Annotated in this window: 22 protein-coding genes; 17 read left to right on the top strand and 5 right to left on the bottom strand. The window is 43.3% G+C overall.

Going from position 1 to position 24,071, the window contains the following annotated elements:
• Positions 1-85: 85 nt before the first annotated feature.
• On the bottom strand, positions 86-1,282 hold the full coding sequence (locus tag HUX68_RS12400; protein ID WP_217424805.1) for a PLL family lectin: 1,197 nt from the start codon (positions 1,280-1,282) through the stop codon (positions 86-88).
• A gap of 274 nt (positions 1,283-1,556) precedes the next feature.
• Between HUX68_RS12400 and HUX68_RS12395 the strand changes: the two genes are divergently transcribed.
• Entirely contained in the window at positions 1,557-2,030 is a 474-nt protein-coding gene (locus HUX68_RS12395; protein ID WP_174615130.1) for a DinB family protein, read from the top strand.
• A gap of 70 nt (positions 2,031-2,100) precedes the next feature.
• On the opposite strand, the gene gdhA is transcribed toward HUX68_RS12395, so the two are convergent.
• Complete coding sequence (gene gdhA / locus HUX68_RS12390) at positions 2,101-3,483, bottom strand: NADP-specific glutamate dehydrogenase (RefSeq protein WP_174615129.1); 1,383 nt, start codon at positions 3,481-3,483, stop codon at positions 2,101-2,103.
• Positions 3,484-3,857: 374 nt separating this feature from the next.
• On the opposite strand from gdhA, the gene cbpA reads away from it, so the two are divergent.
• From cbpA to yhbH, 6 genes are all read left to right on the top strand, one after another.
• Positions 3,858-4,484, top strand: coding sequence for a cyclic di-AMP binding protein CbpA (gene cbpA, locus HUX68_RS12385; protein WP_174615128.1), 627 nt, complete (start codon positions 3,858-3,860; stop codon positions 4,482-4,484).
• A gap of 356 nt (positions 4,485-4,840) precedes the next feature.
• Complete coding sequence (locus tag HUX68_RS12380) at positions 4,841-5,437, top strand: YpjP family protein (protein WP_174615127.1); 597 nt, start codon at positions 4,841-4,843, stop codon at positions 5,435-5,437.
• A gap of 57 nt (positions 5,438-5,494) precedes the next feature.
• On the top strand, positions 5,495-6,661 hold the full coding sequence (locus tag HUX68_RS12375) for a TraB/GumN family protein (RefSeq protein ID WP_174615126.1): 1,167 nt from the start codon (positions 5,495-5,497) through the stop codon (positions 6,659-6,661).
• A 58-nt stretch (positions 6,662-6,719) separates the two neighbouring features.
• Positions 6,720-6,995, top strand: a complete 276-nt coding sequence (locus tag HUX68_RS12370; protein WP_174615125.1) for a hypothetical protein — start codon at positions 6,720-6,722, stop codon at positions 6,993-6,995.
• Between the two features lie 176 nt (positions 6,996-7,171).
• Positions 7,172-9,067, top strand: a complete 1,896-nt coding sequence (locus HUX68_RS12365; RefSeq protein ID WP_174615124.1) for a PrkA family serine protein kinase — start codon at positions 7,172-7,174, stop codon at positions 9,065-9,067.
• A gap of 204 nt (positions 9,068-9,271) precedes the next feature.
• Positions 9,272-10,441, top strand: coding sequence for a sporulation protein YhbH (gene yhbH / locus HUX68_RS12360; RefSeq protein ID WP_174615123.1), 1,170 nt, complete (start codon positions 9,272-9,274; stop codon positions 10,439-10,441).
• Between the two features lie 11 nt (positions 10,442-10,452).
• On the opposite strand, the gene ymzB is transcribed toward yhbH, so the two are convergent.
• Positions 10,453-10,803, bottom strand: coding sequence for a protein YmzB (gene ymzB, locus HUX68_RS12355; RefSeq protein ID WP_246206770.1), 351 nt, complete (start codon positions 10,801-10,803; stop codon positions 10,453-10,455).
• A 144-nt stretch (positions 10,804-10,947) separates the two neighbouring features.
• On the opposite strand from ymzB, the gene HUX68_RS12350 reads away from it, so the two are divergent.
• The 3 genes from HUX68_RS12350 (at position 10,948) to HUX68_RS12340 (ending at position 14,299) form a co-directional block, all read left to right on the top strand.
• Entirely contained in the window at positions 10,948-12,402 is a 1,455-nt protein-coding gene (locus HUX68_RS12350; RefSeq protein WP_174616450.1) for a SpoVR family protein, read from the top strand.
• Positions 12,403-12,801: 399 nt separating this feature from the next.
• A complete protein-coding gene (locus HUX68_RS12345; protein ID WP_174615121.1) occupies positions 12,802-13,380 on the top strand; it encodes a DUF4256 domain-containing protein in 579 nt (192 codons plus the stop codon).
• A 166-nt stretch (positions 13,381-13,546) separates the two neighbouring features.
• Positions 13,547-14,299 carry a hypothetical protein gene (locus HUX68_RS12340; protein WP_174615120.1) on the top strand — a complete coding sequence of 251 codons (753 nt, stop codon included), beginning with the start codon at positions 13,547-13,549 and terminating at the stop codon, positions 14,297-14,299.
• 345 nt (positions 14,300-14,644) lie between these two features.
• Here HUX68_RS12340 and HUX68_RS12335 read toward each other — a convergent pair whose 3' ends face one another.
• Together HUX68_RS12335 and HUX68_RS12330 are read right to left on the bottom strand one after the other, a co-directional pair.
• Positions 14,645-15,886 (bottom strand): dicarboxylate/amino acid:cation symporter, encoded by a 1,242-nt coding sequence (locus HUX68_RS12335; RefSeq protein ID WP_174615119.1) that lies wholly within the window; start codon positions 15,884-15,886, stop codon positions 14,645-14,647.
• 166 nt (positions 15,887-16,052) lie between these two features.
• Positions 16,053-18,437, bottom strand: a complete 2,385-nt coding sequence (locus tag HUX68_RS12330; protein ID WP_425509541.1) for an immune inhibitor A domain-containing protein — start codon at positions 18,435-18,437, stop codon at positions 16,053-16,055.
• Between the two features lie 442 nt (positions 18,438-18,879).
• Here HUX68_RS12330 and desA point away from each other — a divergent pair, with 442 nt between their 5' ends.
• From desA to HUX68_RS19535, 7 genes are all read left to right on the top strand, one after another.
• Positions 18,880-19,932: a Delta(5) desaturase DesA gene (gene desA / locus HUX68_RS12325; RefSeq protein ID WP_174615117.1), complete on the top strand. Its 1,053-nt coding sequence runs from the start codon at positions 18,880-18,882 to the stop codon at positions 19,930-19,932.
• Positions 19,933-20,016: 84 nt separating this feature from the next.
• Complete coding sequence (locus HUX68_RS12320; protein WP_174615116.1) at positions 20,017-21,153, top strand: sensor histidine kinase; 1,137 nt, start codon at positions 20,017-20,019, stop codon at positions 21,151-21,153.
• A complete protein-coding gene (locus HUX68_RS12315; protein WP_174615115.1) occupies positions 21,150-21,749 on the top strand; it encodes a response regulator transcription factor in 600 nt (199 codons plus the stop codon). The genes HUX68_RS12320 and HUX68_RS12315 overlap by 4 nt, the downstream gene beginning before the upstream one ends.
• Positions 21,750-21,805: 56 nt before the next feature.
• The gene (locus tag HUX68_RS12310; RefSeq protein WP_174615114.1) at positions 21,806-21,943 is read left to right on the top strand and encodes a hypothetical protein; all 138 of its coding nucleotides are present in this window, start codon (positions 21,806-21,808) and stop codon (positions 21,941-21,943) included.
• 146 nt (positions 21,944-22,089) lie between these two features.
• Positions 22,090-22,650, top strand: coding sequence for a GNAT family N-acetyltransferase (locus tag HUX68_RS12305; protein ID WP_174615113.1), 561 nt, complete (start codon positions 22,090-22,092; stop codon positions 22,648-22,650).
• Between the two features lie 22 nt (positions 22,651-22,672).
• On the top strand, positions 22,673-23,608 hold the full coding sequence (locus tag HUX68_RS12300; RefSeq protein ID WP_174615112.1) for a nucleoside hydrolase: 936 nt from the start codon (positions 22,673-22,675) through the stop codon (positions 23,606-23,608).
• Positions 23,609-23,708: 100 nt separating this feature from the next.
• Positions 23,709-24,050 (top strand): PfkB family carbohydrate kinase, encoded by a 342-nt coding sequence (locus tag HUX68_RS19535; RefSeq protein ID WP_343033703.1) that lies wholly within the window; start codon positions 23,709-23,711, stop codon positions 24,048-24,050.
• Positions 24,051-24,071: the final 21 nt, after the last annotated feature.

Genomic DNA, 24,071 nt, shown 5'->3' with positions numbered 1-24,071 from the left:
TTTTGTTGTGTGGTTCTTCTACACCAGGCAGGTTAATTAATGAAAAGGAGCCGCACCTGATGTTGGGCGCAGCTCTTTGATGACACTACTGATTGCGATACAAATGGATCAGATCCTGGTTCTGTCCGCGTGCAAAAACGTCGGTGCGGTTCGGTCCCCACGATACCGCTGCTGGTGATGAGGTTAGCGTCCCACCGAGATTTTCCCAATTGGTCCAGCGGGATCCGTTCCAGGTTCGTTTGTATAATCTGTTGCCCGTTCCCCTGACAAAGACATCGAGATGATTGGCTCGGCGGGAGGATACAGCTGGACCGCTTGTTAATGTGCCGCCAAGGCTTTCCCAATCACTCCAGCTGCTGCCGTTCCACCATTTGTGGATTAAATCATTATTTTGACCTCTGGCAAACACATCGATCCGATTTGCATTCCATGAAACGGCTGCTGGTTCTGAGTTCAGGTTGCCTCCCAGATTGATCCAATCCCCCCAGCTGGATCCGTTCCATGATTTCATGTAAAGTCTGTTGCCTGTTCCTCTGACAAAGACATCCAGCCGGTTTGATCTGCGTGAAGAAACAGCGGGGCCGCTCGTTAACGTTCCGCCAAGGTTTTCCCAGTCACTCCAGTTACTGCCGCTCCACCATTTGTGGTAAAGGCTTTGATTGGTTCCCCGTGCAAATACATCGATGCGGTTTGGCCCCCATGACACCGCTGCAGGAGCAGAAGTAAGCGTTCCGCCGAGGTTTTCCCAGTTACTCCAGCTGTTGCCATTCCACCATTTGTGATACAAATTTTGGCCGGTTCCCCTGACAAAGACATCCAGGCGGTTCGGCTGCCACGATGCGACGGCAGGAGCGGATGTAAGTGTTCCGCCAAGACTTTCCCAGCCTATCCAGCCTTGGTCAGGCTGCCCGCCATTGCCACCACCGATGGCATTCAGTACTATTTCAATGATTCTGATGAGGACCCGATCCAACACATTTTCAGGATAAAAATTGAATAGAAACCCGATCCACGGCACCTGAGCGTGAAATTGATTGTAAATTTGATATGCTGGCAAGTTTGTATTTGCCTGATTTAGGGTGTAGCCGACAACAAGTGAGAATAAATAATCAGCAAGCCCCCGGTTCAGCCCGGCCTGCTCCATCTGCGTGTATAAGTTGCTGTGTTCGGTACGGATTGTTTGCATCATCTGCTGCAAACTTGGCCGCTGCCGCATATTCCTCATATGTTCCGGCGGTACAGCGTCACCATATGGCAGATTATGATACGGATAATGATACATAGTTTTACCTCCTTTTTGTACAGAATTATCGTATGCAAAATTGGGCTGATTAGGGAATTGTTATGACAGGAAATACTGATAAAAGTGAGGAAGTGAACTGATAAAAACGTAAAAGTGACCGATAGAAGTGAGGAAGTGACTGATAAAAATATGTAAAATGCACCGTAAAACTGCCGGTTAAACTGGTATCTATCACTGCATTTCAATTTAAAAATTTTTAAAATAGTTGTATCATAGAAAGTGTAAAAATTTTCTCAGAAATGGAGGGTTTACGATGAGCACAATGGATGAAGTTGTGGATGGCTGGCTGAAGCATCGGCTGGTTGTTCATGATTTGCTTGCATCGGTTGATGATCAGGGTATTGACTTTAAACCGTGGGAAGGCGCAAAACCGCTTGGTGAACTGGCTGTACATATTGCGACTTCGATGGATATGTTTGTGAAAACAGTTCTGAATGGCGAGTTCACGATGCCGCAAAAGGAGGACGATTTTAAAACAATTGGGGATGTTCGGGAAATCGTTCATAAGTATACGACTGCAACCACCAGAGATTTAAAATCACTCAGCAAATCACAGTTGACAGAGGAAGTGGAATTTAATAAAGACATTGCTCCGGGAAGTTTCTGGCTGTCCAATGCCATCGATCATGAAATTCATCATAAGGGTCAATTGTTCACATATGTACGAATGACCGGTGTTGAAAACGTACCATTTTTCATGAAACATCCATCTGAATTGAAAAAGTAAACATATATACAAATATAAGAGGCTGACACCACATTGCAGTGGGTCAGCCTCACATTTGTATTATTGATCACTATACGACTCCCTGTGCCGTCATCGCATCAGCCACTTTAAGGAAACCAGCAATGTTTGCACCGATTACCAGATTTCCGGCTGTGCCATATTCTTCAGCCGAGGACATGCTTTTCTGATAAATATCTCTCATAATTTCTTGCAGTTTGACATCCACTTCTTCAAAATCCCAGGAGCTTCTACCGCTGTTTTGGGCCATTTCCAAGGCAGAAACAGCTACACCGCCAGCATTGGCAGCTTTCCCGGGTGCAAACATAATGTCATTCTCGAGGAAGATATCAATTGCTTCCTCTGTCGATGGCATATTTGCTCCTTCGCCAACAGCAATGACTTTGTTCGCAATCAATTTACGTGCCGCTGCTTCATCCAGTTCATTTTGTGTCGCACATGGCAGAGCAATATCACAAGGTATTTCCCAAATCCCCGTACATTCATCATAGTAATGTGCGCTCGGATGCTCTGTTACATACTCACTGATCCGTTCATCACCGGTTTCTTTCAGTTTTTTAACTGTATCGAGTTTGATGCCTTCCGTATCAACGATGAAACCGTCGGAATCACTGCATGCTACAACCTTCGCACCCAGTTGCTGCGCTTTCTCAATGGCATAGATGGAAACATTTCCGGACCCGGATATAACCACCGTTTTACCGTTGAAATCCAGTTCTTTGTCCTGCAGCATTTCCTGCATAAAATAGACAACACCATAACCGGTTGCTTCGGTACGTGTCAGGCTTCCGCCGTATTCAAGCCCTTTTCCGGTTAAGACACCTGCTTCAAATCTGCCCTGCAGTTTTTTATACTGACCGAACATATAACCGATTTCCCTTGCGCCGACACCAATATCACCAGCAGGCACATCTGTATCAGGGCCAATATGCTTGGATAATTCGGTCATGAAACTTTGGGTGAATCGCATTACTTCGAGCTCAGATTTACCTTTAGGGTCAAAATCCGAACCGCCCTTTGCGCCTCCGATTGGCTGTCCGGTCAGTGAATTTTTAAAAATCTGTTCAAAGCCGAGAAATTTAACGATGCTGTTGTTGACTGAAGGGTGAAAACGGATGCCACCTTTATACGGACCGAGTGCATTGTTAAACTGCACGCGGAATCCACGGTTTACTTGGACATTTCCAAGGTCATCCACCCACGGTACACTAAATGAGATAAACCGTTCAGGTTCAACCATCCGTTCCAGTATGCCATAATCCATATATTTCGGATGCTTTTCAAAAACAGGTAAAAGTGAATCAATGATTTCCTTTACTGCTTGTAAAAACTCCGGTTCATGCGGATTTCGTTCTTGAACTTTTTCAAATACTTTGTCTGCGTAAACTTTTGCGGTACTCTTTTCTGTTGCTTGTTTTCCTTGTAATGCTTTCATACAGGTCCTCCTTAAATGAACATAATCTAAAAGTGGTTTATTGTTGCTAAGTAAGGGTAATATTTAATTGTCGGGTCAAAAAATAGTTTTTCCGTAAGCATGGTGATTAATAATACAGGGTAAGATATAATTATACACTAATATTTTAAAAACTTCAAAAAGTGTAAGTAACTTGCAGGTAAAAAGGTATGAAATCGTAAAGCAAATGTATAATTATCAATGTTAAAGCATCAGATATTTTCAATGCATAACAGGTGTTATTTTAAAATAGACTGATAGAGTGTATTTGAAAACTATACCAATTTTCCCTTAATTGCAATTACGGAGAAAATATAGGAAAATGAAAGCATACTTATTTGGGAGGAAGTGGGGAAATGCTCGTCAAAAATGACTATGTAAAGAAACAGGACGTTGTATTTGTGAAAGAGAGCGACAGAATGGATACCGTCCTTAAAACGCTTGAAGATTCGGGATATCGCTGTATTCCGGTATTGGATGACTCAGGAACAAAATTTGTTGGAAATATATACAAAGTACATCTATTAGAATATGAAAAAGAAAATGACTTGATGAAACCCGTTAAAGAACTTACAAAGGATCATGAAGGGTATGTCAAAGAGGATGATGCGTTTTTCCGGGTGTTCTCCGCCATTAAACCTCTGCCGTATCTTGCTTTGGTCAATGATAAGAAAGAATTCCGGGGGATCGTTACCAACGGCAATGTCATTCAGGTGCTGGAAAATGCATGGGGTGCCAATAATGGAAGCTATTCATTGACGATTGGCACCATCGAATATGCCGGAGCGCTGCGAAAGATGCTGAAGATTGTTAATAAATACTGTAATGTACAAAGTGTCATATCGTTGAATAACAATTCCTTATATGTACGTCGTGTTTGCATCGTGCTTCCCGAAGAAGTCAATGAGGAAATGATGCAAAAAATAAATCGGGATCTTGAAAAAAACAACTTTACTGTCACTGACGTGGAAAAGCTGAATTAATACTTGCTAACTATTCGATAGACCTGCCCCGGCGGCAGGTCTTTTTAGCAGTTAAGAAAGTATAAAATCCTTTCTTACTGCATAAGTGCAACTATGGCTGTCACCTAAAGGCTTGGTGACAACCAAGTTTTCTAATATTATGGGTGCTAATATCCTGAATTCCCGATAAAACTGTGGGCCCTGCTGATTAATTCAAAAAACGATAATTATTTTCGGGGTGCATACGGTATCGGTTGTAAAAGAATGCACGGTGCATCTTCGTTAGATTTTCACAAAATTATTACAAAATTTATATAGACTTTTTATATGAAAATGGTAAACTTTTAAGTGAATACTTAAATAGTGAGGGGATTCGTATGAAGGTCTGGATGAGAAAAATAGCTGTAATTTTTGTTGCGATAATGACGCTTGGCATTTATGTCCCGACTATTCACATGCATCCCGAAGCTGATGAGGAAAACAAGGCAGTCAGTACGCCTTCTGATGCGGATTCTATCAATGATAATATTGCCGTAGATGTTCCTGAGCCTGAGCAGGTTTTTCAGTTTGAGGAAACCTATATGAGTCAGATTACCGGCAAGGCCAGGGAACAAGCGATTTCGAAACTTGGCACGCGTATTGGAGATCAGATAGATGATGAATTTGAAAATGATATTTTACCAAAGATGGAAGAATCACTAAGTATGATTTTGGCAGAAGCTGGACAAGATAACCTTCCATACATAGGTATAACAGAGCACCCGTCAAGCGGTGTCGGGGAGAAGATTTTCAACGTTTATGATAACCGGACCGGTAAAGATATAGCCAGATTCCATGTGCGTCGGGACAACCGTCCGCTGGAGGGCTACTGGTTTAATTTTCATTATCATTTACGAAATGATAAATTTGAAACACATCACGAAATCGGTGAAATATACTGGGATAAAAATATCCCGCCGAAATGGATGTCTTAACAAGCAAAAGCCTGGCCGCAAACCAGGCTTTTAGTTTTCTAAAAGGAAGGTAACTGTATGTCGGAAGCGAACATTACGCGAATAGATATGGATGAAAAAGAACTGATACTGATTGGTACGGCACATGTATCAAAGCACAGTGCGGAACAGGTAAAGGACGTAATTGAACAGGAACAGCCCGACTCTGTCTGTATTGAGTTGGATGAACAGCGGTATCAGTCGATGATGGATGGTAACAAGTGGAAGGACATGGATATATTTAAGGTAATTAAGAAAAAAAAATCGACATTACTTTTAATGAACCTGGCTATTTCATCGTTTCAGAAGCGGATGGCGAAACAATTTGGAATCAACGCCGGTCAGGAAATGATGCAGGGAATTAAGTCTGCCAGGGATACAGGTGCCGAACTTGTTTTGGCCGACCGTAATATTCAGATTACCTTTTCTCGTATTTGGCGCAATATCGGCTTGAAGGGAAAAGGGATTCTGCTGATGCAGGTGATCGGCAGTATTTTCAGCAAGGAGACGATTACAGAGGAAGAACTGGAGAAAATGAAGGAACAGGATATGCTCAATTCCATGCTGCAGGAATTTACGGAGCATTTTCCGAAACTGAAAACGCCATTAATTGATGAACGTGACCAATATTTGGCTCAGAAAATAAAGGATGCGCCGGGCGATAAAGTGGTTGCGGTTCTTGGTGCGGCACACGTTCCGGGGATCAAGCAGGAAATAAACCGCGAGCAGGATCTGGACAGGCTGAATCAGGTTCCGCCTAAATCCAAAGTGCCTAAAATAATTGGCTGGATAATACCTGTTGTTATTATTGCGATGATTATTTTTACGTTTCAGGCAAATCCATCCGCCGGACTTCAGCAAACACTGTCGTGGGTATTGTGGAATGGATCATTGTCTGCGATTGGTGTGGCACTCGCGCTGGGACATCCACTGGCGATTTTGACCGCATTTGTTGCGGCACCAATCACATCACTGGATCCAATCACGGCAGCAGGCTGGTTTGCCGGGTTCGTACAGGCATATTTCCGTCGTCCGAATGTAGCAGATTTTGAAATGTTGTCAGAAGACGTTTACAGTGTCAAAGGATTTTGGAATAACAAAGTAACCCGAATACTGCTTGTTGTCGTCCTGGCTAACCTTGGAAGCTCCCTTGGTACCTTTATTGGCGGGGCCGATGTGGTACGGTTATTTTTCCAGAATCTCTAAGCAGCTGTCCGGTCCGGGCTGAAGGATACCGGATTTATTATGAAACCGGAGTGATGAAATGAAACTGATTGCAAAACAGCCGTACATCAAGGTGACGCGGGTGGTCAACAGTATCGAGCAGAAGGACGTTGAGGAAGAGCGTATGTTATATCTGTATGATGAGAAGCTGGTTACCGAGCATCGTCAGTTTCCGATTCAGAACGTATTGGACATCTCGTATCGAACAGTCGGCAGCAATGGCGGTCTTCTGTACTTGCATACGATAAAAGGTGTCTTTTCATATACCGTCAAAACCTCGCCGGAAGCGTTTATCCGGGCATTTAAGGGTACGTGACACAACTTGGTTATTGTCGAATAAAGCCGAATGCGATTCTGCATCCGGCTTTTCTTTTTTCTGATTGACCTTCAAAACAAGGGTGTTTTTATGTATCAGCGTTAAAAAGTTGTCAGCATGTTAAATGAATCACCTGCATAAGCTTTATTAACCGCATCCTAGTTGGAGGGAAGTTAATGGATATACTAAATAAAGTGAGGGGCCACAGAGAAGAAGAAAATCGTTTGAAATGGGAAGGCACCTTTGCGGAATACCTGGAGATTGTGAAGGAACGTCCGGAAGTTGCCCAGACGGCTCATTCGCGGGTTTATAATATGATCAAAAACTCTGGTATTACTGAAAGAGACGGTCAAAAAATGTACGATTTTTTCGGAGAAGGTATTTTTGGACTGGAAGAGTCGATTGAGCGGCTCGTGGAGGAATATTTTCATCCCGCTGCCAAGCGGCTTGATGTGCGAAAGCGGATTTTACTTTTAATGGGGCCTGTCAGTGGTGGGAAATCAACCATTGTCACGATGCTGAAGCGCGGACTCGAGACATATTCCAGAACAGATGAAGGGGCAGTTTATGCGATCAAGGGTTGCCCGATGCATGAGGACCCCCTTCATTTGATCCCAAAACATCTTCGGGAAGATTTTTATGAGGAATATGGTATTCGTATTGAAGGAAGCCTTTCTCCGTTAAATTCCATGAAGCTTGAAAAAGAATATGATGGTCGGATTGAAGATGTTAAAGTTGAGCGAATCTTGCTGTCAGAGGATAAACGGACCGGTATCGGAACATTCAGTCCGTCCGATCCGAAATCACAGGATATTGCTGATTTGACCGGCAGTATTGATTTTTCAACGATTGCGGAATATGGATCCGAGTCAGATCCCCGTGCATACCGCTTCGATGGTGAACTGAATAAAGCAAATCGCGGTATGATGGAGTTTCAGGAGATGCTCAAATGTGATGAGAAGTTTTTGTGGCATCTGTTATCCCTGACCCAGGAAGGAAACTTTAAAGCAGGCAGGTTTGCGCTTATTTCAGCTGATGAATTAATTGTGGCACATACGAACGAGGCAGAATACCGGTCATTCATTTCCAATAAAAAGAATGAAGCGCTTCATTCCCGGATTATCGTGATGCCGATTCCATATAACCTGCGGGTAACCCAGGAAGAGCGGATTTATAACAAAATGATCAATGAAAGCGATATGTCGCACGTCCATATCGCCCCGCATGCACTGCGGGTTGCTGCAATATTCTCTGTACTGACAAGGCTGGAGGATTCCAGTAAGCAGGGTGTTGATGTGGTTAAAAAGATGCGCCTGTATGACGGTGACAGTGTGGAAGGCTATGACCAGCTTGATGTGGATGAACTAAGAAGAGAGTTTCCGGAAGAGGGGATGAATGGAATTGACCCTCGTTACGTGATTAACCGGATTTCTTCCACCATTATTCGCAAGGAAGTTCCGTCGATTAATGCGCTCGATGTGCTCCGTTCCCTGAAAGATGGACTGGATCAGCATCCATCTATTTCCGATGAGGATCGGGAAGACTATATGAACTATATTGCTGTGGCCAGAAAAGAGTATGATGAAATCGCCAAGAAGGAAGTACAGAAGGCGTTTGTCTATTCATATGAAGAGTCAGCAAAAACGCTGATGGATAATTATTTGGATAATGTGGAGGCATTCTGCAATAAAACCAAGCTGCAGGACCCGCTAACAGGTGAAGAAATGAAGCCCGATGAAAAATTAATGCGTTCGATTGAGGAACAGATCGGTATCTCGGAGAATGCCAAAAAAGCATTCCGGGAAGAAATTCTTATTCGAATCTCTGCATATGCCCGCAAAGGTAAGCGTTTTGACTATAATTCACATGAACGGCTAAGGGAAGCGATTCAGAAAAAGTTATTTGCGGATCTGAAGGATGTTGTCAAAATAACAACTACCTCCCAGACGCCGGATGAATCACAACTGAAGAAAATAAATGAAGTGATTGCCAGGCTAATTGATGAATATGGCTATAATTCAACGTCCGCCAACGAACTGCTGCGCTATGTCGGCAGCCTGCTGAACCGCTAAGAATCTCTTCAAAAGCATCAAATAACAAGACTGATGAACCATCCGGTCTTGTTATTTTTTTACACAAGGGTATGCCTGACCATCCGTACAATCGTCAGGCGTTACCCGAATTTTGTCGAATTATAATCAATGTGCTTGTGCGTATATACACGTTTGGTGCCGGCTGCATATGCTATGTATTAAAACAATAGAGGAGGGGAAGACATGCGGGAAGAGAAAGAAAATTTTGTTGTCTCTAAGGAAGATTGGTCCCTCCATCGCAAAGGGTTTCAAGATCAGAAACGTCATATGGATAAAGTAAAGGAAGCCATTCGCGATAATTTGCCTGACTTGGTCAGTGAAGAAAATATTATTATGTCTAATGGACGGGAAATTATTAAAATTCCGATCCGTTCATTGGATGAGTACAAAATCCGCTATAATTACAATAAATCAAAACATGTCGGTCAGGGGGATGGGGACAGTGAAGTAGGCGATGTCATTGCACGTGACCCAAATGGTGATGAGCAGGGAAGCGGATCCGGGAATGGAAAAAAAGCAGGAGATCAGCCGGGCAGCGATTATTATGAGGCAGAGGTTTCGTTGGCTGAATTGGAGGACGTATTGTTCAGGCAAATGGAACTGCCGGATTTACGCGAAAAAGAACAGGATGAAATCACGACAGATGAGGTTGAGTTCAATGATGTCCGAAAAAAAGGGCTGATGGGCAACATTGACAAAAAACGCACGATCCTGACAGCGCTCAAACGGAACGCAACCGAGGGAGACCCTGGAATTACACCTATCCGTAATGATGATTTACGGTTCAAGACATGGAATGAAGTAGTCAAACCGGAGTCCAAGGCAGTGGTGCTGGCAATGATGGACACGAGTGCATCGATGGGGACGTTTGAAAAATATCTTGCCAGGAGTTTCTTCTTCTGGATGACAAAGTTTCTGCGAACGAAATATGAAATGGTGGACATCGCTTATATTGCACACCATACAGAAGCGAAAGTAGTTCCCGAAGAATCATTTTTTTCCAAAGGTGAAAGCGGCGGAACGATGTGTTCATCGGCGTATCGAAAGGCATTGGAACTAATCGACGAAAGCTATCATCCAGTCCGCTATAATATTTATCCTTTTCATTTTTCCGACGGCGAAAATATCACCTCCGACAATCCGCAGTGCATGACGCTTGTAAACGAACTGATGGATCTTTCCAATATGTTCGGATACGCGGAAGTGAATTCATACAATCGCCAATCAACCCTGATGCGTGCCTACAAAGATTTTGACAATCCGAAGTTTCACCATTTTATTCTTAAGGAAAAAGAGGATGTGTATCACGCGCTGAAACATTTTTTTCAGAAAAAAGAGGCAGCCAGCGTGTGATTTAGCCATATTTATTTCACCAATTCAATCTTATACACGCCGCGTGTGGTGCTGATCAAAAAGCGTGTTCCGTCAAATTCATACAGCGAATCGTCTTCAATCGGAATCTCATAGAGGGATGACGGGAGCACCTGGCTGGCACTGGCAGTATCGGTTTGGATATTGCCGGTGCCGTTTAATTGCAGGGCATGCATTGGTTCATAGTCGTCAAGTCTTCTGGTGTTTGCAGCATAGGAAATATGATCAAGAGCGACAATGGTTTCGTCCAAATCGTCCAGTTCCAGTTTGGAAATTTTAATGGTCTGTCCATTCCATTGAGTCAGCAATTCATTAAATTCTTCAATTGATAAAAACGGTTGCATCACAATCAATCCTCCTGGCGTTAGTGTTGCCGGGGAAGAGGCGGGTCATGCTGGTAAAAATTGAAAAGTTCCTGATAGAAAACAGAATGGCATCAATTTGTGATTGGTGGTCAAGTTTCAAGCTGTAAGAACATAAACTATACCATGTTCATCGGAAATTGCCGCGAACAACAGGGAGGGGTTATATTGGCAGATACAAAAGCGCTTGATCGGGCGATTGCTGAGATAACGGAAATTGCCTCAGGGTTTGGACTTGATTTTTACCCGATGCGATACGAAGTTTGTCCAGCCGATATTATATACACTTTCGGGGCGTATGGCATGCCAACAAGATTCAGTCATTGGAGTTTCGGGAAGCAGTTTCATAAAATGAAGCTGCATTATGATCTCGGTTTGAGTCAGATATATGAACTGGTTATCAATTCGAATCCGTGTTATGCATTTTTGCTTGATACAAACAGTCTCATCCAAAACAAACTGATCATAGCGCACGTACTGGCACATTGTGATTTTTTCAAAAATAACGTGAGATTTGGCAACACTCGGCGGGATATGGTGGAGAGCATGACAGCAACCGCTGAACGGATTGCTTATTACGAAATGACGTATGGAAAGGATGAAGTGGAACAATTTCTCGATGCTGTCCTGTCTGTACAGGAGCATATTGACCCTTCACTGGTCAAACCGGAAACTGGTAATGATGAAATGGATGATGATGTGGACGAAGAACCATCACCAGTCAAAACACCGTATGATGATTTATGGAACCTGGATAAGAAACCGGAGAAAAAGAAGAAAGTGAAACGGCTGGCTAATAAGAAGTTCCCACCACAGCCGGAAAAGGATCTGCTTTTATTTATCGAAGAGCACAGCCGGGATTTGGAGGATTGGCAGCGTGATATTTTAACGATGATGCGTGAGGAAATGCTTTATTTCTGGCCGCAGCTCGAAACGAAAATTATGAACGAAGGCTGGGCGTCCTACTGGCATCAGCATATCCTCAGGGAGATGGATTTGACTACAGATGAGGTTGTGGAATTCTCGGCCTTAAATGCAAGTGTTGTGCAACCATCCAGACAGCAGATCAATCCTTATTATCTTGGGGTGAAAATGTTTGAAAACATCGAGGAGCGGTACAACAATCCGACGGAGAGAATGCGGGAGCGGGGAGTCAAACCGGGCACCGGCCAGGAGAAAATTTTTGAAGCAAGGGAAATTGAGTCCGATATTTCATTTATCCGCAATTATTTAACGAAGGAAATGGTTCAGGAAGAGGATATGTACCTATTTGAGAAACAGGGAAGAGATTATCGGATTACCGATAAGGATTATGAAAATGTCCGCGATCAGCTGATTTCGATGCGGCTTAATGGTGGATTTCCGTATATTTATGTGGAAGATGGCGACTATTTGCGGAGCGGCGAACTGTACCTGAAGCATGGCTATGAAGGGATGGAACTTGATTTGCATTACCTGGAGCATGTGCTTCCGTATATTTATCAGCTTTGGGGAAGAAATGTTCATATGGAAACGGTTGTGGAAGACAAACAGATTGTATATACGTATAACGGCAGCAAGGTGACGAGAAGGTATATTTAGAAAAAATGAAGCAGCCCGAGTGAATTCAGGCTGCTTCATTTTTGGATCAAGTATGTTAGGGATCAAATTTTTAACAGTTTTTTTAAAAGCGAAGTAATAAACGTGCATAGTCCTGAAACGTGCGAACTCCGGCTAGAACGTGCGAAGTCCCGTCCAAACGTGCGAACCCCGGCTAAAACGTGCGAAGTCCTCGCCCAAGCGTGCAAACTCCCCATTAAAATGCCCGTAATCACCACAATATACAAATTCGCTCAAGAAACTGGTCAGGAGAAAATTTCGGCTGTAACCAACATCATATAAGAATGGAATAATTTCAGTAATTAATATAGAATTAATAGTAAAGACACTATCGGATCGATTATGAATCCAAGCCTAAACCTAATAAGGGAGGAAACCGACATGACAAAGGAAATGAAAATCGTCTATAAGGAATTGTCATCAGAACAACGTGAAGAATTACTGCAAACATTGAAAAACCGTTTCGAAAAAAACATGAATCGCCATGAAGGTGTTGACTGGGCAAATGTTCAGGCAAAACTGGAAGCAAATGATGAAAAACTGTGGTCCCTCCATCAAATGGAAGAAACCGGGGGAGAACCGGATGTTGTTGGTTATGATCAGGAGAAGGATGAATACATTTTTTATGATTGTTCAGCGGAAAGTCCCAAGGGCCGAAGAAAAGTTTGTTATGATCGTGCAGCCTTGGAGGCAAGAAAAAAGCATAAACCGGAAACCAGTGCGATTGATATGGCAACTGAGATGGGCATCGGAATGTTAACGGAAGAACAATATCGGGAGCTGCAGAAACTGGAAGCATTCGATAAGAAAACGTCAAGCTGGGTAAAAACACCATCAGATATAAGGGAACGCGGTGGTGCCCTTTTTTGTGACTTTCGTTTCGGTCACGTTTTCGTTTACCACAATGGAGCAGACTCCTACTATGGTGGTAGAGGATTCCGTGGCTCATTAAGGGTCTGATATCAGCTAAACTATGGACTTATCGTTCAGCGTTCTTTCACGATTGCGGCGTTTCTGTATTAAGCAGAAACGCTTTTTCTATTAACTTTAGTTTTGGTTCATTGTCCCGTATTCCATATTGTTGCATAAGATAGTACCGTAATCTGCTAAAGGGACGTGAAACCATATGGGATTATTCCTGAATAAAGCGGAACATCCGGAAGTCTTCAGTAGTAGGCAGCCAACCGAGGAGCCTAATCAGAGCTATTTTAAGCTGGACTATTTTGATGAACTGTTAATGGAACAGAAACGAGTGAATAAGACACTGTTTACTTCTTTTCATAACCTTGAAAAGTTGTATGAGCAGCAAAAACATTCGCAGGCTAATCAGTGGAAGGAGATCAACAACCAACTGCATTCATTGATGGAGCGCAGTTTTCAGCATGAGCAATTTGAAACTCAAACAATGGAGTGGTTAACCGTGTTGGACCGGAATAATGCGGAGATGCAGCGGCTGATGGAAAACGAAAATGTATTTAAGGAGGATATTACGGATCGCATAGACAGTCTTCAGCAATCCAATCAGGAGATCGTGAATAAGTTGAATCATTACGGAGCCTCCAATCAGGAATTAGTTGAGGAAATGGGCGAGTTGGTAAATCTTCATAAGCAAATGTCGGCGGAACTTTCCAATCAGGATGATCATCAGCATCAAGTGATGGATAAATTGGAAAATCAGGAGGCATTGATGGAGAAAACGTTGAGACAGATCAGCCAATTCCGTTCCATTCTGTTCGAGCGCACCAATCATATTGCGGAACGCATTGAAAACAGTTATAACCTGACATCTTCCTATGTATATAAACTGATGACCGGTTCTGACCAGCCGTTGACACTTTACCTGGATGAACGAAAAAAAGCTGAAAGTGAGAGCGAATAAACCAATGAAGCTGGGACAAAAGTGTTTTATTAAAAGAAAAGGTGGACACAACCGCTCCGGAAATATACTTCGCTTTCACTTTCGAGCATAAGTGCGACATCAGCTCAAGAAAATCACTTTCGCTGTGTCTACTTTACCGCGGGCGGCTGTTGAGCCCTCCTCGTGCTTACGCACTGCGGGGTCTCATCTAGGCCTGTCCTCCCGCTGGAGTCTACGCATATTTCCTCCGCTAAAGTAGTGTATCGTTAGTCTTTTCTTATACACATATTTGTTTTGTCCCACCCCTATTAGTGTTATAACATGTTTTATAATCATCCAATCATAATCGGAATCTGTAAAATGGTCTTATGCATGTCCCTGGTTGTTTTCGATACCATGTTTTTTCTCCGACTTGTTCACAATTGTTGTTCCGACAAGGTCCCCGGTAACGTTTAACCCGGTACAGCCCATGCCGACCAATACATCGATTGCGGTCAATAAACCGACTGCTTCCATTGGCAGACCCAGCTGCGCAAATACCGTTGCGATCATAATGATACCTGCTCCCGGAACACCTGCTGTGCCTACTGATGCCAGGGTACCGATAATAACTACTTGCAGCATGTCGGTAAAGCTGAGCGGGTCCCCGATAATATTGGCTGCAAATACTGCGGAAACAGCAATACGGATTGCCGCTCCGTCCATGTTGATTGTCGCCCCTAATGGCAGGCTGAAACCATACAGACTGTTTGACAGTTTCATGTTTTTGGCTGCTCGAAGCGTTATAGGCAGTGTCCCCGAACTGCTCTGTGTTACAAATGCTGTAATCATTGGTGTACGGGCTTCACGGAAAAAGCTTTTCAGATTTATTTTAGACAAAAGTAAAAACACAATATAAAATCCTATCTGAACAATTAGTGCTGCATATAAGACCAGCACCATGCTTCCGAGTTCAATCAGTGTACCAGCCCCCTGATTGCCGACAACTTCAGCAACGATGGCAAACACGCCAATTGGAATATAATGAATGATTACTTTCATGATATTCAACGTCGCTTCGTTTAAGCCGCTGACGACATTGTAAACACTTTCTCCAAGCTGTGCATGCTCCTTGGACGAGCGTAATGCCGAAATGGCCATACCGAATACAATGGCAGTGAAAATAATTCCAAGCAAGTTTAGTTCGCTGAATGCGTTAATAATATTTTCCGGGACTATATTTAAAAGTACACTTGTAACCCCCGGATTTTCCGGTGTTTTAAATTCTTCATCCGTATTAAGTGTCATCCCGGTTCCCGGGTCAAAAAGGCTGGCCACGGAAATTCCAACGATGATAGCTAAAGCTGAAGTCAGGAGATAGTAGGCAAAAACTTTCCCGCCCATTCGGCCGAGGCTGCTTAAGTTTGTTTGATTTATGCCGACAATTAATGTGAATAATACAAGCGGGACAATCAGAAACTTCAACAGTCTGATCAGCAAGTCCCCGAAAGGCGCCAATACAGCAGCATCTTTGCCGAAAATTAATCCGACAACTGCTCCGAGAATTAATGCTATTGTAATTTTTAATATTAGTGATGATTCAATATATCCACGCCAGAGTGCCTTCATCTAAATGTTTCCTCCCCTCTTTGGGATTTGTATTCCGATATAGATAATCGGAATTATGTATAACAAACATACAGCACCGTATTATCAACTGTCAAAAACAATGCAACTGGAAAACAGGACATAAAAAAATCTGCCCCAGCAATTGCTGAAGGCAGATTTTTTTATGTTACTTATAAATCAATACTTCACTTACCGTGTTATCTTTACTTTGGCCGATTACACGGAAATTCAGTCCGTATTCAGGAACATTACGTCCTGCATCAATTTGTCCGGAGTTGCTCCAGTCTGCACTGTCACTGAATACTGGTGTGCGTTTGGTGAAGTTATCTTTCAACGTTACACCAAGCAAGTCTGAATAATCCAGGAACATTTTATCTGTTTTATCTAGGGTAAATGCAGCGTCATGTATCTGATAGCTGCTGCCTGCCGCTGTTTTGTCGCTCCAATATAAAGTATGCTGATCTGCATCAACTACCCCAAGGAAACCGTCACCAGGGTGGATACCCGTCCAGTTGTTATCATAGGATTTGTCCACATACCAGACGACAAGACCCGGATCATAGCTCATTAGGCTGTTGCCGCGGCGGATGTGTGCCAGTCCTTCATCCACACCGTTGTGTGTTCTCCACTCAAGCAGGTAGTAGTGTTCTGTATAATACTTACCATCATGTTTCTCGAAACCGTTCAGTTCGAATTTCGGTTCACCTTCTGCACCGTCAGAGAATATTTCATTTCCATCAGCGGTAACCGTTACGTTATCAGCGAAGAATCCGTCCATGTTCGTAGCCCAGTCCGTCATGGAACGGAACTGAATTTTGATCTCCTGACCGGCATATTCACTGATATCAATGGATTCGTGAATCCAGCCGTTACTTGATCCGGTGTAGCCGGGCAGATTTTCTTTAATTGCCGGATAACCATTGGGATCAATGGTTGAACTGGTTCGGTCGGTGGAAAGTGACTCCCATGTTTCCCCGCCATCAGTGGAAACTTGAACCATTGCATAATCCCAATTTTGCTCAATGTTATACCATGCATCAAAATCAAGTGTCGCGTTAGTTGCATTCGTCAAGTCTACCGTTGTTACCATTTTATGGTCCGTTTCGTCACCTTTACCGCCATAGTATTCGTATTGTCCTTCAGCAGGAGTGTTTATGACGTTCAGCTTGTCCGGTAAATTAACACGAACGGCATCATTGTTTGCACCTTTTGTTACCGCTTGGTCAAGTAGAACAGAGACGCCGTCATCATCTACTTCGCTTGCATCAATGGTTGTCCCGCTTAACCAGTTGCCGCCATGCAATGTTTGCAGCATTTCTTTGGCATACGGGCTCATTCCCGGTGGTTCTGTTCCAGGGACCTTACCAGCCCAGCTGCCGCTTGACATCAATGACCAGTAGCCAACAGGTTCACCGGCACCGCTGTAGATGGTGTCATACTCGTCCGGCAGACCAAGGTCATGTCCATATTCATGGGTGAAGACACCTGCTGCACCATCTTCGGGTTCAATCGTGTAATCGTAGGCACCTAATTTTCCGCCGAAACGGTCACTATCGGATTCTGCGCCAGGAATGGCAGTCAGTGCTCCGAGATTCCAGCGGTGTGACCAGATAGCATCTCCGCCAAGTGCACCACCACCGGCTTCCTCACCGACACCGGCATGGATTACCATCAAATGGTCAATGATTCCATCCGGCTCATTTTTAACACCATCACCATCATAGTCATTGCGATCCCAAACATCATACTCGCTTAAATCAATGTCAGGGTCTTGTGCGGCTTTTACCAGTGCTTCATATACAAGCTGACGTGGACGAGCATCACTGCCATCCGGGGCAGGAACATTCTCACCATAGTATGCGGCCGGGTGATCAGCTGTGTACCAGCCTGCAACATGACCGTCAACTGTGTAGCTGCCGCCTGATTGTTTCTCATAATATTGTTTCATGGAAATCAGGTTTTTGCCATGTGGACCTTCATAGCCGTTTTCTCCAAAAATCATATCCTGGAAATGGCTGAGTGGATAATTTTCATACCACATATCAGTTTCTTCTTTCGTAATGGAACTGTGCTGATAATCAGGGTATTCGATTGCAAGAACCAATACTTTGTCTTTACGGACGTCCCCGTTATAATTTTCTTGTGTAACGGAAGAAACTTTATTTTTCTTGGCATGACCCAATTTATTACCTTTACCGTTTGTCAGTGGATTGTTATCCTTGTCAGGTGCTGACTTCATATTTGCGTCTAAACCTTCAGGAAGACTATCCTTTATTTCTTCACTATGTTTAACTTTACTTTTTAAGTATTTTTTCAGAGCATTTTGTGCTTCTTCATGTGTTGCATTTTTCTTAATCGTGCCGTTTTCTTTCAGCATTTCGATTAATTTTTCATCGTTTGCGATACCCACGTCCGTTGGAGACCCTTGTGCCGGCGTTACTTTAGATGATAGATGATTGCTAAGGTCTTGTGACGGGACAGTATCTGCACTCACCGTTCCAAGCCCCAGTGAAAGGACTGCAGCCGTGGAAATGAGTAAGCTTTTCTTCAAAACCATCAAACTCCCCCTCTTTTATTCCCAATTAATAATCTTCGGAATTCTTACTGTAAACCCCCTTTGCAATTCTATTAATCTCACAATATTAATAATATAGTTATGAATGAATATTGTAAATATTTTCAAAGGAATATGACAAAAATAGTGAAATAATACCTAGATGAGTTATAGGTCTATAGTCACTTCGAATAGCAGTTGTTGCATTATATTCCGATCTCAATTGGTCTTGCACACTTTTCTGATCGATAAATAATACATAAAACACAGACATAAAATCAGGTGTATGTGTAAAAATATGTGTATCTGATACACTGTAAATCGGGTGAAACCATGACACTTGTCATATAATCTCCTTGACGTTTATGTCTATAATTACTGATGAAATTTCTCTAAACTAAGCTTGAGATGATCTTTTAGTACGTTTTGGGAGGAAATTATGAGTAAACAAAAACAGGCGCAATTAAAAAAGAGTGTTGCTTCATTTGCAACTCCGGATATGAAAGCCAGTATAAAACAACTAGTGAATACATTATTGCCGTTCTTTTTGCTTTGGTTTCTCGCATATCAAAGTCTATCTGTTTCGATATGGCTGACACTTGCACTTGCCGTTGTGGCATCAGGTTTTGTCATTCGTATCTTTATTATTTTTCACGATTGCACACACCAGTCGTTTTTTAAAAATAAGAAAGCCAACAGGATTGTTGGAACAATAACGGGTATCATCACCCTTTTCGCTTTTGAAAAGTGGAAGCGGAGCCATGCCATTCACCATGCAACAAGCAGTAACCTGGACAAGCGTGGAACCGGTGATGTATGGGTGATGACTGTGGATGAATATGCTGAAGCTTCTTTTTGGGGCAGATTGGCGTACCGGCTGTACCGCAATCCGCTTATCATGTTTGGTTTGGGTCCGCTTTATCTTTTCCTGCTTTCGAATCGTTTTAATCGAAAGGGAGCAAAACCGAAAGAACGCTGGAATACCTATTTGATTAACGCATCGATTGCTGTTATTTATGCAGCACTGATTTGGGTAATTGGCTGGCAGGCTTTCCTGATTATTCAACTGCCGATTCTGTTTATCTCAGGCTCACTGGGTATCTGGTTATTTTATGTCCAGCATCAATTTGAAGACTCCTACTTTGAAAATGAAAGTGAATGGGACTTTGTCAAGGCTGCAGTTGACGGCAGTTCCTATTATAAGCTTCCAAAGGTAATGCAGTGGATGACCGGAAGCATCGGTTTTCATCATGTACACCATTTAAGTCCGAGAGTGCCCAACTATAAACTGGAGGAGGCACATGATTCAACGCCGCCATTACAGAAGGCGACAACCATCACGTTGGCTTCGAGTTTGAAGTCGATTCGGTTTCGTTTATACGATGAGGCAAGCAAATCGTTTGTCAGCTTCAAAGAAGTGAAACAAATTTTGCGTAAGCGAAAGACTGGAATATCAATGGGAACCGGAAGAACTACTGTCCAGGAAAAATAAATAATTTTGTGACCGGCCCTTCTGTATTGTGTAGAAGGGCCATTCGTTTGTTATACTTTAAAGAAGCGGAAAGGAGGCACCAATATGCAAAACTGGTATCATATTATTCCAAAGAACACCGGACTCAGTATTTATGCATGGATTATTTTCTGTGTCCTGCCATTTTATTTCGTGTTCCGGTCATCCTCAACATTTGCGATTATATTTGGTATTTTGATGATCGTGCTTTTTTTTACAGCGTATCGGGTCTCCTTTCTTTCGGAGGGGTGGACGGCATACATTTCGATAAGTATTGAAATGACCATCAGTGTTGTGATGACCGTGCTTCTCGGTTATGTGTACTTCGGTCTGTTTTTGGCTTTTTACATCGGAAATATACATAATAAGGCCGGGTTTATTTCCCTTTATGTCGTTCATCTGGCCACCACATTGGCTGCGGTCACTATCGGTTTTTTTACCCAGAACGATATCTTTATGTCCCAGCTGCCATTTATTATTATCAGTGTAATTGGCGTTATTCTTTTGCCGATAACGATCCGCAGCCGCAATAAGCGTGAGCGGCTGGAAAACCAGCTGAGAGATGCCAATCAACGGTTATCCCAATTAATGGTGCTGGAGGAGCGTCAGCGTATTGCCCGCGATTTGCACGATACGCTGGGTCAAAAGCTTTCCATGATCGGGCTGAAAAGTGACCTGGCAAATAAAGTGATGCATGCAAAACCTGAAAAGGCCAGAAGTGAAATTAATGACATTCACCACACTGCACGTACAGCATTAAAAGAAGTCCGTGAGCTAGTGTCTGATATGAAAGGGGCCAGACTGCAGGATGAAGTAATCCGTGTTCATCAAGTGTTGGACGCTGCACAGATGGATTTTCAACTGAACGGTGATCCGGAATTGAAAAATACGCCGCCATTGGTTGAAAATGTCCTGAGTATGTGTCTGAAAGAAGCTGTTACCAATGTGGTGAAACATAGTCAGGCATCCGTATGTAACGTTACGATAAAGCAATCTCGCGATGAGTTGATGATGACAATAGAGGATAATGGAATTGGTATTTCCGAAAAAGCGGGTTTATTCGGGGAAAACGGGCTGCAAGGGATGCGTGAGCGGTTGGAATTTATGAATGGGGATCTGGAAATAGCGGCAGGAAATGGTACACGAATTATTATACGGGTGCCTAATGTGATTCAACAGACGGAACAGGAGGAGCCCTCGTGATACGAATTGTAATAGCTGAAGATCAGCGCATGCTGTTGGGAGCGCTTGGCTCGCTGCTTGACCTGGAAGAGGATATGGAAGTGGTGGGAACAGCTGGAAACGGGGAGGAAGCGCTGACCCTTGTGAGACGCCATAAACCGGATGTTTGTATTATGGACATTGAAATGCCTCTTAAGTCCGGTCTTGAAGCAGCGGAAGAACTAATGGGTGATCCATGCAACGTAATTGTTTTGACAACGTTTGCGCGGACAGGTTATTTTGCACGGGCCAGAAAAGCCGGGGTCAGTGGTTACTTGCTTAAAGACAGCCCGAGCGAGGAATTGGCAAGCTCTATTCGAACGATTATGAATGGCAGACGGATTTATGCTCCGGAACTCGTTGACATGGCATATGATAATGAAAATCCGCTGACCGGACGTGAAGAACAGGTTTTGAAGCTGATTGCTGCGGGAAAAAATACAAAAGAAATAGCCGGTGAACTGTTTATCACAACCGGAACTGTCCGCAATTATGTTTCCGTTATTTTGGAAAAACTTGAAGTCAGTAATCGAATCGAAGCCATCTCCCGTTTTAAGGAGAAGGGCTGGATGAAGTGAATAATCATTTTTCGATTGTCAAAAGCTATGAGCAAACCTTCAGAAAGGGGTGCAGCATGGCTGAGAAAAATAATCAATTTAAAGAAAACAAGAACCACGGAGAGCACCGAAACGGCCGGAAAAGCCAATTTAAAAACAGTAACTCCCGTGGCGGTGACAAACCGAATCAATTTGTCAGCAGGAAAGAAGAATAACGGCGGTAGATGTGGTGTGATAAGATATAATCACACCGCATTTTTTTGGCAGTTAAGAAAGCATAACTTTCTTACTGCATAGGTGCAACTAAGGTCGTCACCTAAAGGCTTGGTGACAACCAAGTTTTCTAAAGGGGAAAGATTTTATGGACATTGGCAAAACAATCCCGGTACTGGAGACGGAAAATTATGTGCTGCGTGGTGTTACCAAAAACGATGCGAGTGACTTGTTTCCGTTTCTGAGTGACAGGGAGACAATGAAATACATAACACCGCATCCAGTTAAGACGGAGGCCGAGGTCGCGAATGAAATTTTATTGCAGTTGGAGAAGTTTAATCGTCAAAAAGAAATTCCCTGGGTAATTGCAGATAAACACATTGAAACCGTAATTGGGACATTCAGTTTTCATAAGTTACATATGTGGCATAGAAAAGCGGAAATGGCTGCAATCATCTGTCATGACTATCAAAATAGTGGTGTGATGACCGAGGTTCTCGGAAAGACACTATATTATGGATTTGACATACTTGGGCTGAACCGGATTGTCGGGGACATATTCGCTGGTAACACTGGTTCTCGTAAGCTATTGCAGCGTCATGGATTTGTCGAGGAAGGAACAATGAGGCAGACTGATTTTGACGGGCAGATATACCATGATACGGTTGTTTATTCACAGCTTAAATCAGAGTATGATGCCTACAAATGATTTTAAGAGGAGCGTATATGGAATGAAACGTAAAATTATTTTGGATTGCGATCCCGGTCAGGATGACGCAATGGCTTTGATGCTGGCTGCATCGAAAATCAGCAATTTGCAGATTGAAGCAATCACGACGGTGGCGGGAAATGTGGATGTGGAGAAGAACACACGCAATGCTCTCCGTCTTTGTGATTTGCTGGGATTGCAAGATGTTCCAGTCGCAAAAGGGGCTTCGAGGCCGCTTGTCCGTGAGATGCTGTTTGCTGGAGATATTCATGGTGAAAGCGGGTTGGACGGCACTTCCATGCCGGAGTATTCAATTAAACAGCCGGTTGAGGAACATGCTGTTGATTTGATTATTGAAAAACTGCTCGAATCCGATGAACCTGTTACACTTGTGCCTATTGGACCGTTGACAAATATCGCAATGGCAATCAGAAAAGAGCCGGGAATTATTCCGAAAATCAGGGAGATTGTGCTGATGGGCGGCGGTACATATGGCAACAGGACTCCGGCAGCGGAATTTAATATGTATGCTGATGCTGAGGCAGCCAAAGTTGTTTTTGAAAGTGGTGCACCGATCAATATGTTCGGGCTTGATGTGACACACCAGGCACTGGCAAATACTGAAACAATTGAGGAAATCAGGGCAATTGGCAACCCGGTAGCCGAGGCAGTCAGTGATATGCTGACTTTTTACCTGAATGCCTATCAGGGCTTGCTTGGGCGGACAAGTGCGGCTATTCATGATCCGTGTCCTGTGGCGTACCTGATGGATCCGTCAATTTTTCAAATGGAGCCGGTGCACGTTGATGTTGAAACAAAAGGCGAATTCACGTATGGGATGACTTGTGTGCACAAAGGGGTTTCTTCAGATAATGCAAATGCCAGATTCGCTGGCAAACTCGACCCGAAAAAATTCTGGGATCTTTTTTATCGTGCTTTGGAGTCGTACAGCACCTAAGGAGTGGGAATCGAGAAATACAGCCATTACTGTGATTGGCAGAATCAATATGGATCTGATTACGATAACGGATGATTTTCCATAACAAGGGGAAACGGTCATTGGAGAAACATTCCAGACAAAACCTGGCGGGAAAGGGGCAAATCAGGCTGTATCCGCTGCAAGATTTGGTGCGGAGGTCAAGATGATCGGAAAAGTTGGAATGGATGCTTTCGGAATGGAAATGATGACGATGTTTGAGCAGGAAGGTATTCAGACTGATGGGGTGGAGCAAAATCCTGATATCAGTACAGGCATTGCTTCGATTACTATTTCCGAAAACGATAACCGTATTGTTGTTCCGGGTGCCAACCATACGGTGGACTCAGCGTATATTACCAGGTTTAAAGAAACAATTCGTACGAGTGATATGGTGCTTATTCAGTTTGAACTGCCGCTTTAAACGATTAGTAAATGCAATCGA

The sequence above is a fragment of the Virgibacillus ihumii genome (assembly GCF_902726655.1).
In the GTDB taxonomy this organism is placed as follows: Bacteria; Bacillota; Bacilli; order Bacillales; family Amphibacillaceae; genus Lentibacillus; species Lentibacillus ihumii.
This window is presented reverse-complemented; position numbering and strand designations above follow the sequence as displayed.